We start from the raw sequence: 13,902 nt of genomic DNA on the forward strand, positions 1-13,902 counted from the left end.
ATAGGGATTTGATGGGTTTATATCAACAATAAATGGGCTTAGTTTTAAGTTCTTGCCGCTAGAACTCGTTCGACGGTATCAACAATTGCTTGTGTTTGCGAATCTATTTCAATATTGACATGATCACCTATTTTTTTGCTATCTAACGTGGTGATTGCTAATGTTTCAGGAATAAGATGTAAATTAAAACAATTTTGCTGTATATCACCAACAGTTAAGCTGGCACCATCAACACCAATAAATCCTTTATAGAGCACATATTTCATAAATTGGGCTGGCATAGCTAAAGTCATTTGACAATTAGTTGCTGTTTTTTGAATATCGGTAATGGTTGCCACACAAGAAATATGTCCGGACATAACATGCCCTCCTATTTCATCACCATATTTTGCACTACGCTCAATATTAACGTAATCATTAATTTTTTTAGCGCCCAATGTGGTAAGTGCTAAGGTTTCTTGCATAATGTCAAACGACACCCAATCTTGTTCAAAACCGGTCACAGTTAAGCAACAACCATCATTGGCAATAGACGCGCCAATTTTCAAATTGTGATTTAGCTCATCAGGCAATTTAACCTTATAAGTGCGTAGTTTATCGTGATCGATAATATCAATAATTTGCCCCACACCTTGCACAATTCCTGTAAACATAATGTATCCTTAATAAAAAACGGTTATTCGTTATTATTTTAACTTATTTAGTACAAAATTAGCTAGAAATAGCATAGTTAACCGAGTTTGAAAGCCCTATAAAATAATATGTTTAAACAGTTTGCCACTAATCCATGCGTCATTTATGGTACAAAAACAAGCTTAATTGCATATTTTTGACTGAAAATAGTAATAAATTGACTAAACAGGATAGTAACGCTAAGAAAATAAAATAGAGCTTATTTATAGACAGCTATTTGCCTTAATTGTCATTGAATTATTGGTCCTGAAGATGATTAAATCATCGAAATAAAGTCTCATATAATTTTATTGCTTAGCTAATAATAAGATTATAACCCGTGGTATACATTTTGTTATGATCTCGGTTATAGTTAATCACTATTGTCAACAAAACAGATAAAGCATCATTAAATAAAACTATCGAATTTGTAAGGATATTTATATGTTAAAACTTATTTTAGCTATTTCAGTGGGTTCTGTGGCTGGAGGATTATTGAGATGGTTTTTATCATTAAAATTAAATGTGATTGCCTTTGCCATTCCTATTGGTACCTTATTGTCTAATCTGATTGCTGGTTACGTTATCGGTTTTGCTATTGCTTTTTTTACGCATAGTCATCTTTCAGCAGAATGGCGGCTACTGGTTATTACTGGTTTTTGTGGTGGTTTATCGACCTTTTCAACATTTTCAGCCGAAATAGTTAACTTTATACAAGAAGGTAAAATAACTTGGGCACTAACAACCATTGCTGTTCACGTTATTGGTTCAATATTAATGACTTTTTTAGGTATTTTGTCTTATCAATATTTTCGTTCTTAATTTTTATTTTAACAAATTTACCTTAAAAGAATCATCAAACAGAGTTTACAACCGCAAAATACTGTATTAATATACACTGTATATAAATACAGTTTAGAGGTTATTATGTTTATTGAACATTCAACTCCACAACTTATTGCGGTTGATTTTGAATCACCTTTTCAACAATTATTACAACAACAGCAATCTTTATTAAAATCATTAAATAAAGCCAAAAAATGGCAATTATGGCTTTCAGATAGACCGATGTTAAAACGTTCATGGTTTAATACAGCTGGGCTTGATAAACAAAAAGTAATTCAATTAGCAAATTTGAAAAATGAAAATTTAATTGCAACTATCGAAAAAGCCCTGCAAAGCAAAACTTGTAGCTATATTGCTGCTTGTATTCATAATTTGAATGAACAAGATAAACAGCGCTTACAAAAAGCTGTTTCAGAAAGTGATACATGCTTATTATTAGTTAATGATGAACAATATCAGCAGCAGCTACAATATCATTAATCATTTTGAGTTTTACCGGCGTAACCTTATTTGGTCATTAAATTACCAAGTTTACTATTAGCTGTTTAATGACAAGTTTAAAGAAAATTCATAGTTAACTGCGAATATTTATTTTATGCAAACAAAGTTAAATCAATAAATATAGCGTTAACATCATACAAGGGTGAGTTTAAACAACTAAAAAGATCTTTTTTTGGGATCTTTTTAGTTGCTTGGTCATTTAATCGTACATAAAATTAATATTTACTCTATTTTTATCTAAATCAATCATCAATTCACATCCTGTCCATATTGTCTTACCGTTAGTTAAATTATTATCGAGATGAAATTGCCTTAATTTGATTAGATAACTTAATATTCCTAGATTCACATATCTTGGGGTCGTAAACCAATTTCTTTCATTAAGATCGTTGATATAATCATATTCATAATGGCAACGCTGATCATTTGATAAGAATTTAGCTTTCATAATCACTTTTTTCGCTTCTATTGGCGCGACATTAAGTAAAATTTGGCTTATACCATTATAGATACTACTATCCTCTCTCATTGCTTATCTCCTAGGATATTTCAAAAAAATTGACAATTAACATTTTTAGTTCACGTTGAACATAAAATTAATAGGGATAATCTACAACTGATATTAAAGTACTATTTAAAATGTGTTGCTTTCAAATACTAAGCAAAGATCAACGATTTTGATGAGCTTAATATTTGTCTTATTTGATCAATAAACAATTTTATTACGAATTACTAAGTTTAAAAGCAAATCTGATTTGATAAAGTGAAAGTCTAACTAGCATAATGAATGCTTAACATAATTAGATTCATCACTAGGTATATATAGTTAAAATATTGCTGGGCATTCTACGATAAAAGTGCTAAAAACCAAAACTATTAATCAATACTTGTCAGCTATTTAGTACTGTTTATTAAATGTAATGGATAATGACATGCATGACACTTATCGTGCAATCTACCTATAAAACATTTAAAATCAAATGTTAACCATTTTTTTAACCATTACTCTTTACAAGAGTTTTCCACCATAAAAACCATTTAATTTACATTATAAAAGCCTTAATTGACAAAATAACAGGTTTAGATAGGCAAACATGAGTATGCCGTAGATAATTTAATTTAAAACCTAAATGATAAATAAATCGCTACGGCAAAAATCTAGCTGGTATTCAACGAATTAATCAATCAATTATTGTACCGTTATTAATAATAAAAAATTCCAAGAATATACTTTACTAATTTAATATGTATACTTATAATAATAACACTTATTAAAATCATGGAAGAACACTATGAATACTATTACAACCTCGTTTTTACTCCCTACTACGGCTAAACCTGAACACGTATGGCAATATTATGTTGATTTATCTTTAAGAAAATTGTGGGAAACCGATCTGGAGGATTTTAAATTATTCGGTGAGATGAAAACGGGTGCAGAAGGTATATTTAAATTACAAAATACACCAGAAATGCCCGTTACTTTATCAAAGGTTATCGTTAATCAAGAATTTACTGAACAATTTAAGATGCCTGATATGGGTGTTTTCTATTTTTCACATCAAATTGTGTCAATTGCAACAAATCAATATGCATTAAAATCAGAAATATCATTAAAGCCTAATCAAAACGTAGCGGATAGTGCATCTTATCATTTCATAAAACAACTGTCTGATGATATTATTGACAAAACATATGCATTAAAAAATTTAGTTGAAAGGTAAATGATGATTCAGGACAATAAGTTTCACACACAATTTGTAAAAGACGCTGACTCATTAGGATTTGTCTTTATGCGAACTTATTCGTCCTGGCAGACCAAAATTAAACAATGTCTAAAAAAATACGCGATTACTCACCCCCAATTTATTGTACTGGCAACGCTTGCTTATCTTTCCCAATCTGATGACGAAATAACCCAAGTAATATTAGCGACCAAAACCAATATTGATGTCATGACAATTTCGCAAATTTTAGATAATTTAGAAAAAAAAGGGTTAGTAAACCGATCCACCTCAATCAAAGATAGCCGAGCAAAACGTATTAATTTGACACAAAGTGGTTTAGATAAAGCCAATGAAACAGTATCTTTAGTAGAAGAGATCGATAATCAATTTTTTTCGGTATTGGGCAATAACACTGCAATTTTTCATCAAATGCTATCAAAATTGTTAGACGGTAATCATTAAACTTGTGCTATATAACAAGTTAGCCATAGTCGATTAAACAACTTAATAAACAACAACAACCGGATGAGGCAAATCCCACAGATTTATTTTTAATTTTTCCCTCTTCTTCATCAATCACTATTGAATAAAAGTCTGTACTAAGTTTTAGCGTGCTAGCGTTTTACTTGTTATTATCATTTTTGCGGATAAAAGCCTAGTTGCATCTAGTTATTTTAGGTTGGTCTACATATAAACACGCTGGATAATAAATCATAGCACTTTAAGTTTAGAGGTAATCAGCATTACATACTCAATACTATTTTCAATTTTATTGTTGGAAAAAGATAAGGCAATAAGCACTATCTGTTTTCCAATATGCTTTTAACGTTTTTGTTTGTTTTAATTAAGCTAAGTTGATGTTCTCACTTTGATAGGTGCAGATAAAGCTAAGGTATTTTTTATCATTTTACTTTGCGCTAATAATACACTTTTATTGTAGATTAATATCATTATCAACATATTCAATAAACTTTAATGTAGTTCCATTAATTAGAGCGTTGAGCGGATAGCATACTGCGTTTATTGAGTTTTTAGCGCATCTTGTTTAGCTTGATTAATAACTGCTTTAGCCATCCATTGTGACAAAGATACTACCTGTTGGTTATCGAGTTTCCAGATATCTTTAAGCACTAAAAATATTTCTGACCCATAAATAACCGAAATCGCATGCAAAACATTATTATAGATTTGTTCAGGCATTTGAGATTTAAGCGGTTTTAAAATAGTTGATAAAATCTCCTTCCGATTACCACGAACTAATTTATCACTTTGTTGAGATAAAGTTGTTCTTTCTGCTGCCCATTGTTGTAATGAAATTCTTAATGCTGCACGAAGTGCCCCTTCATGTTTTAACATTTGTGGAAAGGCAAAAGCTAAAAAATCCAATATTTGTTGATCTGGATCTTGATTATCTGATTGCCAGTTAAAGATCGGCTCTAATGCGCTTTCTACAACAGCAGCAATTAAGTCGCTTTGAGTTGGAAAGTAACGATAAGCTGTGGCTCTAGATATGCCCGATTTATCTGCAAGTTCAGTAATCGTCAGTTCACACCCCTGCTCTAGGGCATTTAGTGCAGTATTGATTAAACGATCAAACGTTCGTTTTTTCACACCGCTATATTTAGGTGATGAAGCTAAGCTGTTATGAGTCATACGGTCAATTTTCTAATTACATTTTTAATGTATATATCATACTTCAATTTTTGGTATTCAATAAATTTTATGATTTAACAAAAATGAGACTAAAGTCTCATTTTTGATTTATAATATGTGGCAGACTATCACCCCATAGGTCAAAGTATCGAATTTTAATTTATCCATAAAGGAGGGATAAATGACATCTAACAATATGATTTATTTAGTATCGACACTTGATACCAAAGGGGAAGAAATTGTTTATATTAAAAACCTGCTCGCTGAAAAAAATTTAAGCTGTAAAATTGTCGACTTATCAACGCAGCCCCATGCTTTTAATCATCTAGCTGATGTCAGTGCCAGTCTGATTGCTAGTTTTCATCCTGAAGGTAGTGGTGCTGTTTTTTGTGGAGATAGAGGAAAAGCCATTGTCGCAATGGCGAAAGCTTTTGAGCTATTTTTATCTAAACAAAACGATATTGGTGCAATACTGGGGTTGGGCGGTTCAGGCGGCACAGCATTAATCACACCGGCTATGCAGTCATTAGCAATTGGTATACCTAAATTGATGGTATCAACCATGGCATCGGGTGACATTTCGGGTTATATCGGTGCTAGTGATATTGCCATGATGTACTCAGTTACTGATATTGCCGGGATAAACGTTATCTCAAGAAAAATTTTAAGCAATGCAGCAAACTTTATCGCTGGTTCAATATTATTTAAAAAGCAAGAATTGGTCGAAGATAAACCAGCGATAGGGTTAACGATGTTCGGTGTGACAACGCCATGTGTACAATCTGTTTCAGCTCAGCTTCATGATCAATATGATTGCTTAATTTTTCATGCCACTGGTAGTGGTGGAAAGGCAATGGAAAAATTAGCCGATAGCCACCTTTTACATGGCGTGCTTGACATTACAACAACCGAAGTATGCGACTATTTATTTGGCGGTGTATTGGCTTGCGATGATGATCGTTTTGATGCGATAGCTAGAAGCCAAATACCTTATATTGGATCTTGTGGGGCACTCGATATGGTTAATTTTGCAAGCCCTGATACCATTCCTGAAAAATATCAAAATCGATTGTTCTATCCACACAATCCGCAAGTAACATTAATGAGAACCACACCAGAAGAAAATCAACAAATGGCGAATTGGATTGCAAATAAACTTAACCAATGCCAAGGATATGTCACCTTTATCATCCCCGAAGAAGGATTTTCAGCCTTAGATATAAAAGGCGGTGCGTTTTGGTCACCTGACGCTAACAAAGCCTTTATTGAAGAGTTCGAAAAAACGTATATGGTCACCGAAAAAAGACGATTAATTAAAGTTCCTTATCACATAAACTCACCACAGTTTTGTGATCTAATTATCAATGAATTTAAAAAAATAATGAAATAAATGGAGAGAATTATGGCAAGTAAACGCGCACAGTTATTAAAAAAATTTCACGATATGATTGCTAAAGGTCAACCAATCATAGGTGGAGGAGCAGGTACAGGATTATCGGCAAAATGTGAAGAAGCAGGAGGCATCGATCTCATTGTTATCTATAATTCTGGACGTTATCGCATGGCGGGAAGAGGATCATTAGCCGGTTTACTCGCTTATGGTAATGCCAACGAAATTGTTATGGATATGGCAAAAGAAGTGTTACCGGTAGTTAAAAATACCCCTGTGCTAGCTGGCGTAAATGGTACAGACCCATTTTGTCAATTTGATCAGTTTTTAGATAAATTAAAAGAAACCGGTTTTGCGGGAGTACAAAACTTTCCAACTGTTGGTTTAATCGATGGTAACTTTAGGGCAAATCTTGAAGAAACAGGCATGGGGTATGCGTTAGAAGTTGAGATGATTCGTCAAGCAAATCAAAAAGATTTACTGACAACACCTTATGTATTTAGTGAACAAAATGCTATTGATATGGCAAAAGCCGGCGCAGATATTTTAGTACCTCATATGGGACTAACAACCGGCGGAAGTATCGGGGCAGAAACTGCACTAAAACTTGCTGACTGTGTACCACTAATTAATCAATGGGCAAAAGCAGCGAAGGCAATTCGACCTGATATCATCATACTATGTCATGGTGGTCCAATTGCAACCCCTGAAGATGCTGAGTATATTTTACAAAATTGTCCAGATTGTAATGGTTTCTATGGTGCAAGCTCAATGGAACGTTTACCGACCGAAATTGCTCTAAAACAGACCACCCAGCAATTTAAAGCGATTCGTCGTTAATCTATAATCGCCAAAAACTGCACAAAATTATTAAAGAACGGCTCAATCATCCTAGAGCCGTTACTTTAACATTAAATACCTCAAGCAATATTCTTTATAAAATACGTATAGCCATAGTACCCAAAAGATCGAGATAAAGATTCAATCAAATTTGATAAAATAATTGATAACAGATAAAAGGCCAAGTATAACTACACATAATAACTTGATTTAACTTCGTATAAAGGTAGCAAATGCTAGACATTCTTAATTTTATTGAATCATATCAGAAACATCATTCTGTATTTGATCGAAAGTTAGCGTTAATAAAACAGTTAATTATTTATCTCGATAAACATGATTTTCAAGGTCATATTGACAACATTTTGCCCATTTTGGATCAGCACACCGGTTACAGTGAATTCCGAATCATGAATGATTGTGAATCGAACAATCCGAATTTATGGATAGAATACCAATATCATGGCAAACATATTCGACTTAGTCCTGGCGATATTGTCATTACCATGAAAAAATGATATCAATGCTAAGTGATATCATTTTTCATAAATTTATAATGATTTTTTAATTTATTTAATCATAGATAATGAAATTAAAAATGATAAAAACCATTACGTTGATAATGTCATCGCAAATGAGTGAGTCATTCAATTAAGAATTAACTTGACTATCATGGATTTCAACAACGAGCACATTACCTTCATCTTTTAGGAAAGATTCATCATTATTTGGTGCGCGTAGAGACATCATTTTGTCATCGCCACATTCCATTGTATCGCCCGCAACCATGGTTGCACCACTTTCACGTAAATAATTGAGCACATTACTAAATAACGTAAAGTAGTATTCGCTTTCATCATGACTTTTCGCTAATACAGCAAAATCTGGCAGCCCAAATGCATCGGCACCATAGGTACGCATCCAGACACCGTCGACGTTTTCTACTTGATATTTAACAAACCCACAGAACAATGTTGGTAAAGAAGTGGATAGTAAATCAATTCCATCTTCATCAGTAACTAATTCTAACAGTGATTCAATTGGGAAAGAAGTATGAGCTTGCTCATTTATGACGGCTAACGCATTAAACGTTGCAAAACTTGCTGCTAAACGCGCCAATGCTAAATATTGTTCGAGGACATCTTGCTCATAGCCTTTATAAAATAACATTAAATGACTATCGTGATGACGAACTTGTTCTTTGATATCTTGGCTATAATGTGCTGAGGCAATACAAGGCTCTAACGCATTGGCAGGATAAGGATGATTCATACCAATTAATTGAATAACATGTTTATCCCAACCAATTAACAAGTAACATCCTCCATCTAATTGCTCGAATGGTGTTTCATATTGAATATTTTTTATTGAAGGATCTATCTTAAGTAGCGCTTCTTTTAATTGATTTTTATCAAAATCCAATTTGCCCTTAAACAAAACACTTAGGCTTATGGCATTGTCAATATTTGGATTAGCCACTAATGTGCCACTCTCTAACATTGATTTGTTTTTTTTACCAAAAAGACGTGAAAAAAAATTCATTGATACCTTCCTTTATCATATACAATCAAAAAATAAGCACTAAATTGTCATTAGTGCAGGATGTTATTGAGAATTATACTTTACGATATTGCGCCACTAATACCAAACTTCCATCTTTTAAAAAGCCCTCTTCTGCTGAGGGTTCACGCAAAAGCATTATTTTACCGCGATCATCTTCGATAGTATGCCCTGCTGCTATTTCTGCATGAGTCTGATGCAAATACAATAATAACTTATTGAATATATTTAGGTATTTATCAGTTTCATCAAAACTTTCAGCAAACGCAGCAAAATCGGGAAATCCTAGCTGACCAGCACCATAAGTTCGCATACAGATGCCAGTATGAATATCTACTTTCATGGCTTTAAAACCGACAAAAAATAGGGGTAAACATTCACAAAGTAATTCAATCCCATTATCACTCTCGACTAACGCACTAACCACATGAGTTGACAAAATAGTATGTGCCTTTAGGTTAAGTAGCCCTACCATATTAAAATGTTCAAAGCCAATAGCAAATTGCGTTAATATCAAATACTGTTTAATAAGATCGTCTTCATAACCATGATAAGAGATTATAATATGGCTATTATGATTTTTAATCGTTTGAATTAAATCTTGATTATCCTTGGCAAATTCAATACTTTGCTTTACTACCTCGGGTGAGCAAGCCGTATCAAAACCAACAACTTTAATTAAATGTTGGTTCCAACTCGCTAAAGCATTAAATGCTTCACCCTTGCCACAAGGCAAAGACTGGAACTTGACTTTCTTCATTGAAGAATCAACTTTGCCTAGAGATCGAGTTAATTTATTGAAATCAAAAGAGAGAGTACGATCAACTAAAATAGTTAATGAAAGCGGATTTTTTATAGCGGAATTTTCAATGATCACACTGTCTGATTGCGCTACATTACTTTTTTTAAAAGTAAACAGTCTAGACAAAATACTCATGAAAATTTCCTAATACATTGTTGTGTTATAACATTATTTATAACAAAATATGACTTTAATCATTTTATGTATACATTATATTATTTATCTATTTTTTTCAAATAGTATCGTTTTTTTCAACAACAACTTTACCACTGTACATGTTCAAGCTCACTGATTAAAAAGTCGATTAAGCAACGAGTACGAAGTGGTAATAATTTACGGCTTGGATACATTGCATAAATATTATAATCTTCAACATAATAATTAGTTAAAACCGAAACTAACTGGCCGGCTTTAACATCTTGACCAATAATGAAGTCTGGCTGCTTTGAAATACCACCACCTTGAAGTATTATTTGTCGGCATGTATCGCCATTATTACAATAGACATTTGCACTCAAATTTACCGAATAACAGCGATTATTTTGATAAAAATTCCATTGCTCTTTTTTTGCCCAGTGACTGTACATAATAATTTTATGTTGTTTAAGATCATCTGGATTAATTGGCATGCCATAATGAGCAATATAATTAGGAGAAGCGGCTACAATCATTTTAGTTGTAGCTAATTTACGACTAATTAAAGAAGAATTGTCTAAATTACCAATTCGAATAGCTAGGTCATATCCCTCTTCCAATAAGTTAACAAAGCGATCTGATAGAGTGATATCTAAAATGATTTGAGGATATTTTTTGCTAAATTTTTGCCATAATGGTGCTAAATGCAAAACACCAAAACTAACAGGAACATTAACGCGTAAAATACCTTGTGGGCTAGCTTGCTTTAAACTCAGACTTTCTTCTGCTTCTAGTGTAGCATTAATAATGGCTTTTGCTTGCCAGTAAAAGGTTTGTCCTTCATTAGTTACAACCATATTACGTGTTGTACGTTGTAATAATCTTACTTGTAGGCGATCTTCTAAAGCTTGAATATAACGCGATACCGCTTGTTTAGACAAATTTAATTTACCCGCTGCTTCAATAAAACTGTTACAATCAACAACGGTGACAAAAACTGTCATCTCCAAAAATTTATTTGATTTATTCATCCATTTTCACCTAGTCAAGTAATTGTTCCACTTAATGAGACAATAAGTCACATAATAGCTTATTTATCTACAAATAAATAACTATTATGATGAACTTACCATTTAAATGATAATAATTGTTAACATATAGGAAAAATAAAATGAAACAATATCGAATTGATTTAGCCTCACTTATTTTACGCATTACGCTTGGTGTCATGTTTTTAGCGCATGGTTTTACTAAATTAGTTGTGTTTACCCCTGCGGGCACAGCCCAATACTTTGAGTCACTTGGTTTTCCGGGTTTTGTGGGGTATTTAACTATTTTGTTTGAAATTGGGAGTGGTGTTTTATTATTGTTAGGGATCTTAACACGCTTAGTCAGCTTTTTAGCCGTAATTCAGATGGTTGTTATTACTTATATTCATTCAGCAAATGGATGGATGTTTACTAATACGGGTGGCGGCTTTGAATATCCTGCATTTATGGCAATGACAGCATTAAGTTTATTGCTATTAGGTACTGGATGCTTTAGCCTTTTACCTAAAAGGTATAAATTAATCAATCAGCTATAAAAATCAAACAATAAATTAAAAAGTTAATAAGAAAAAACAGGGGGAAAGGCAAAATTAAGCAACAAGCTTATTGCCTTTCCTAATACAGTTAGATGAAAATATTAAAAAAATTAATTTACGCTCATCTCTTCAATAATAGCGCTAACAATTTTGTGTGCTTTGTGTGCTTTTTTTAATCACTTTACCACGTTGTTCATGCCCAATTACTGTGGGCAATATCATGGGACAATTTAAGCTTAATTGCTTAGGTTTATCCCCCTTATGTTACCGCGTTATTATAATAATTTTTTTGATTTACTGTGGTTAGCCAATCATAAAAATTGACAGTTGAAACATCGATATAATTTATCCCAAACTTTGCATCATAACCCTACTTGGGATAAATACGATAAATCGTATCGTTAGAAAAAAGACTAACCGCTACTTTGTTTACATGCATTATTTAGAAGTTTACTCAATCATAGTAGGGATAATCAGATAAACAGGCCAAAAACATGTAGACAAAAACGGTAAGATAAAATAGATCACATCAAAAAATTTCTGTTTTTTACCTTGGTACGTTTTTCTATGTAATTGATAATATCGAATTGCAAAGGCAAAAAGAATGCCTGTCGTTGGAAATAATAAAAGCGAAAATTCCCTATAACATAGACTATATGATAACCATCCAATGATAATTAATGTCGCAACTTGAGTACAACGATACAAATCAACTTTATAGTTATTAGATTTATTTAACCTGTGAGCACGATGGTATCGAATTATGATCGGAAAAAGAATAGTAAAAATGGATAACAGTACTAATACCATCACACCAATATCCATATAGATATAATCAAACATGTCAAAGTAAATTAAACCAATAAAAATGACTAAACAATATTTAACAAACCAATGATATCTAATCCCAAAAAACAAAAAAGCACTTAAATACGGTAAATAAAAGAAAGGAAACATAAATAACCATACAAATATATAGCTATCGGTATGATCTGAAGGATGCAACATGACTAATTCTTATAACAAATAACCTATTTTCATATAGTTAAATTATATCACATTGCAAATAAACAATAAAATTCAATAGAAGCATCAAAAGAATCGATTTAATGATTATTTATTCTATAACTTTAACTAATCTGAATAAACTTTTTACAACTCATTACAGATGCAAAATTCATTAAAGCAGACATAAAACTGTTATGGACAGTTTTAGCCGGTATCAATTCACCATTGAACTCAAGATCCCGAGTAGTACAAGCATCATCAATCAATATTGGTTGATAACCTAATTCGCTGGCACAACGTGTCGTGGAGTCAATACACATATGACTCATCATGCCACAAATAACTAATTGTTTAACATTTTGCTGCTGTAATTTTTGTTGTAAATCGGTTTGAAAAAAACTATTTGGATAAGACTTTTGTATAATTTGCTTATATTGATTGCTCGAAGCTAGCAAATCTGGGTGAATTTCGGCACCATGACTCCCTTTGGCAAAAAAAGTTGCATTAGGATCTAATTTAATATGTTGAATATAAAAAATGGGTAAGCCATTTTCGGTAAAATATTTTTGTATTGTTAAGATGTTGTTTAGAACACGTTCAGTATCAACTAATGTAAATTTACCTTGCGGAAAATAGTCATTTTGTACATCAATAATTACTAATCCTTGTTTCACTGTTTTCTCCTGTCATTGTTTTATACAACTAAATTATGCGATAATTTGTCATTGCCGAACATAGTGTATTGAAAGCATTTAGATAAATTAACTTTCAGCGTGAAAAAATGGATAAAAAAGATCGAGCTATTTTAAATGAACTTAAAAATAACAGTCGACAATCCTGGAAAGAGATTGGTGAAAAAATCTATCTGTCTGGTCAAGCAGTAGGTCAACGAGTAGTAGAGTTACAAATTAAAGGTATCATTGAAAAATTTACAATCAAAGAAAAAACCAAACATCTGCAATTCATCACTATTTACATGAACACGAATCAATTTGAATCTTTCGAGCAGCTAATTAAATCTTATCACGAAATAATTGAATTTTATAAAATTACTGGAGATGGCTGTTATTTTATAAAAAGTTGTTTTGATACCCAAGCACTAACAACTTTTTTAGAAAAATTAGAATATTTTTGTCGTTATAAGGTCAGTCACCAGCTAAAAAATATTATATAAAATGGTCAT

At 32.2% G+C, this 13,902-nt stretch carries 16 protein-coding genes; 9 read left to right on the top strand and 7 right to left on the bottom strand.

Annotated features, from left to right (window positions below):
* Nucleotides 1-44: 44 nt before the first annotated feature.
* On the bottom strand, nt 45-653 hold the full coding sequence (locus A9G03_RS01715) for a riboflavin synthase (RefSeq protein WP_065798256.1): 609 nt from the start codon (nt 651-653) through the stop codon (nt 45-47).
* A gap of 463 nt (nt 654-1,116) precedes the next feature.
* Here A9G03_RS01715 and crcB point away from each other — a divergent pair, with 463 nt between their 5' ends.
* Nucleotides 1,117-1,494 carry a fluoride efflux transporter CrcB gene (gene crcB / locus A9G03_RS01720; protein ID WP_065634622.1) on the top strand — a complete coding sequence of 126 codons (378 nt, stop codon included), beginning with the start codon at nt 1,117-1,119 and terminating at the stop codon, nt 1,492-1,494.
* Nucleotides 1,495-1,599: 105 nt separating this feature from the next.
* Entirely contained in the window at nt 1,600-1,998 is a 399-nt protein-coding gene (locus A9G03_RS01725; protein ID WP_065798257.1) for a SulA-like leucine-rich domain-containing protein, read from the top strand.
* A 220-nt stretch (nt 1,999-2,218) separates the two neighbouring features.
* Here A9G03_RS01725 and A9G03_RS01730 read toward each other — a convergent pair whose 3' ends face one another.
* Nucleotides 2,219-2,548 carry a hypothetical protein gene (locus tag A9G03_RS01730; RefSeq protein WP_065798258.1) on the bottom strand — a complete coding sequence of 110 codons (330 nt, stop codon included), beginning with the start codon at nt 2,546-2,548 and terminating at the stop codon, nt 2,219-2,221.
* A gap of 763 nt (nt 2,549-3,311) precedes the next feature.
* Here A9G03_RS01730 and A9G03_RS01735 point away from each other — a divergent pair.
* Nucleotides 3,312-3,743, top strand: a complete 432-nt coding sequence (locus A9G03_RS01735; protein WP_065798259.1) for a hypothetical protein — start codon at nt 3,312-3,314, stop codon at nt 3,741-3,743.
* A gap of 3 nt (nt 3,744-3,746) precedes the next feature.
* Nucleotides 3,747-4,208: a MarR family winged helix-turn-helix transcriptional regulator gene (locus A9G03_RS01740; protein ID WP_065634626.1), complete on the top strand. Its 462-nt coding sequence runs from the start codon at nt 3,747-3,749 to the stop codon at nt 4,206-4,208.
* Nucleotides 4,209-4,766: 558 nt separating this feature from the next.
* On the opposite strand, the gene A9G03_RS01745 is transcribed toward A9G03_RS01740, so the two are convergent.
* Entirely contained in the window at nt 4,767-5,399 is a 633-nt protein-coding gene (locus A9G03_RS01745) for a TetR/AcrR family transcriptional regulator (RefSeq protein ID WP_065798260.1), read from the bottom strand.
* A 181-nt stretch (nt 5,400-5,580) separates the two neighbouring features.
* Between A9G03_RS01745 and A9G03_RS01750 the strand changes: the two genes are divergently transcribed.
* The 3 genes from A9G03_RS01750 (at nt 5,581) to A9G03_RS01760 (ending at nt 8,147) form a co-directional block, all read left to right on the top strand.
* The gene (locus tag A9G03_RS01750) at nt 5,581-6,789 is read left to right on the top strand and encodes a Tm-1-like ATP-binding domain-containing protein (protein WP_065798261.1); all 1,209 of its coding nucleotides are present in this window, start codon (nt 5,581-5,583) and stop codon (nt 6,787-6,789) included.
* A gap of 12 nt (nt 6,790-6,801) precedes the next feature.
* On the top strand, nt 6,802-7,629 hold the full coding sequence (locus A9G03_RS01755) for a phosphoenolpyruvate hydrolase family protein (protein ID WP_065798262.1): 828 nt from the start codon (nt 6,802-6,804) through the stop codon (nt 7,627-7,629).
* Between the two features lie 233 nt (nt 7,630-7,862).
* The gene (locus A9G03_RS01760; RefSeq protein WP_065634630.1) at nt 7,863-8,147 is read left to right on the top strand and encodes a hypothetical protein; all 285 of its coding nucleotides are present in this window, start codon (nt 7,863-7,865) and stop codon (nt 8,145-8,147) included.
* A gap of 133 nt (nt 8,148-8,280) precedes the next feature.
* Here A9G03_RS01760 and A9G03_RS01765 read toward each other — a convergent pair whose 3' ends face one another.
* The 3 genes from A9G03_RS01765 to A9G03_RS01775 form a co-directional block, all read right to left on the bottom strand.
* Nucleotides 8,281-9,171, bottom strand: coding sequence for a DUF4261 domain-containing protein (locus tag A9G03_RS01765; RefSeq protein ID WP_065798263.1), 891 nt, complete (start codon nt 9,169-9,171; stop codon nt 8,281-8,283).
* Nucleotides 9,172-9,244: 73 nt separating this feature from the next.
* The gene (locus A9G03_RS01770; RefSeq protein WP_065798264.1) at nt 9,245-10,126 is read right to left on the bottom strand and encodes a DUF4261 domain-containing protein; all 882 of its coding nucleotides are present in this window, start codon (nt 10,124-10,126) and stop codon (nt 9,245-9,247) included.
* A 128-nt stretch (nt 10,127-10,254) separates the two neighbouring features.
* Nucleotides 10,255-11,157, bottom strand: coding sequence for a LysR family transcriptional regulator (locus A9G03_RS01775; RefSeq protein ID WP_065798265.1), 903 nt, complete (start codon nt 11,155-11,157; stop codon nt 10,255-10,257).
* Between the two features lie 140 nt (nt 11,158-11,297).
* On the opposite strand from A9G03_RS01775, the gene A9G03_RS01780 reads away from it, so the two are divergent.
* A complete protein-coding gene (locus A9G03_RS01780; protein WP_065798266.1) occupies nt 11,298-11,711 on the top strand; it encodes a DoxX family protein in 414 nt (137 codons plus the stop codon).
* A 1,130-nt stretch (nt 11,712-12,841) separates the two neighbouring features.
* Here A9G03_RS01780 and A9G03_RS01790 read toward each other — a convergent pair.
* Entirely contained in the window at nt 12,842-13,393 is a 552-nt protein-coding gene (locus A9G03_RS01790; protein WP_065798268.1) for a cysteine hydrolase family protein, read from the bottom strand.
* Between the two features lie 107 nt (nt 13,394-13,500).
* Between A9G03_RS01790 and A9G03_RS01795 the strand changes: the two genes are divergently transcribed.
* Nucleotides 13,501-13,893 carry an Lrp/AsnC family transcriptional regulator gene (locus tag A9G03_RS01795; RefSeq protein WP_065634637.1) on the top strand — a complete coding sequence of 131 codons (393 nt, stop codon included), beginning with the start codon at nt 13,501-13,503 and terminating at the stop codon, nt 13,891-13,893.
* Nucleotides 13,894-13,902 lie beyond the last annotated feature (9 nt).

Origin of the sequence: Gilliamella sp. wkB171, from assembly GCF_001693755.1 — a bacterium.
Classification (GTDB): Bacteria; Pseudomonadota; Gammaproteobacteria; order Enterobacterales; family Orbaceae; genus Gilliamella; species Gilliamella apicola_F.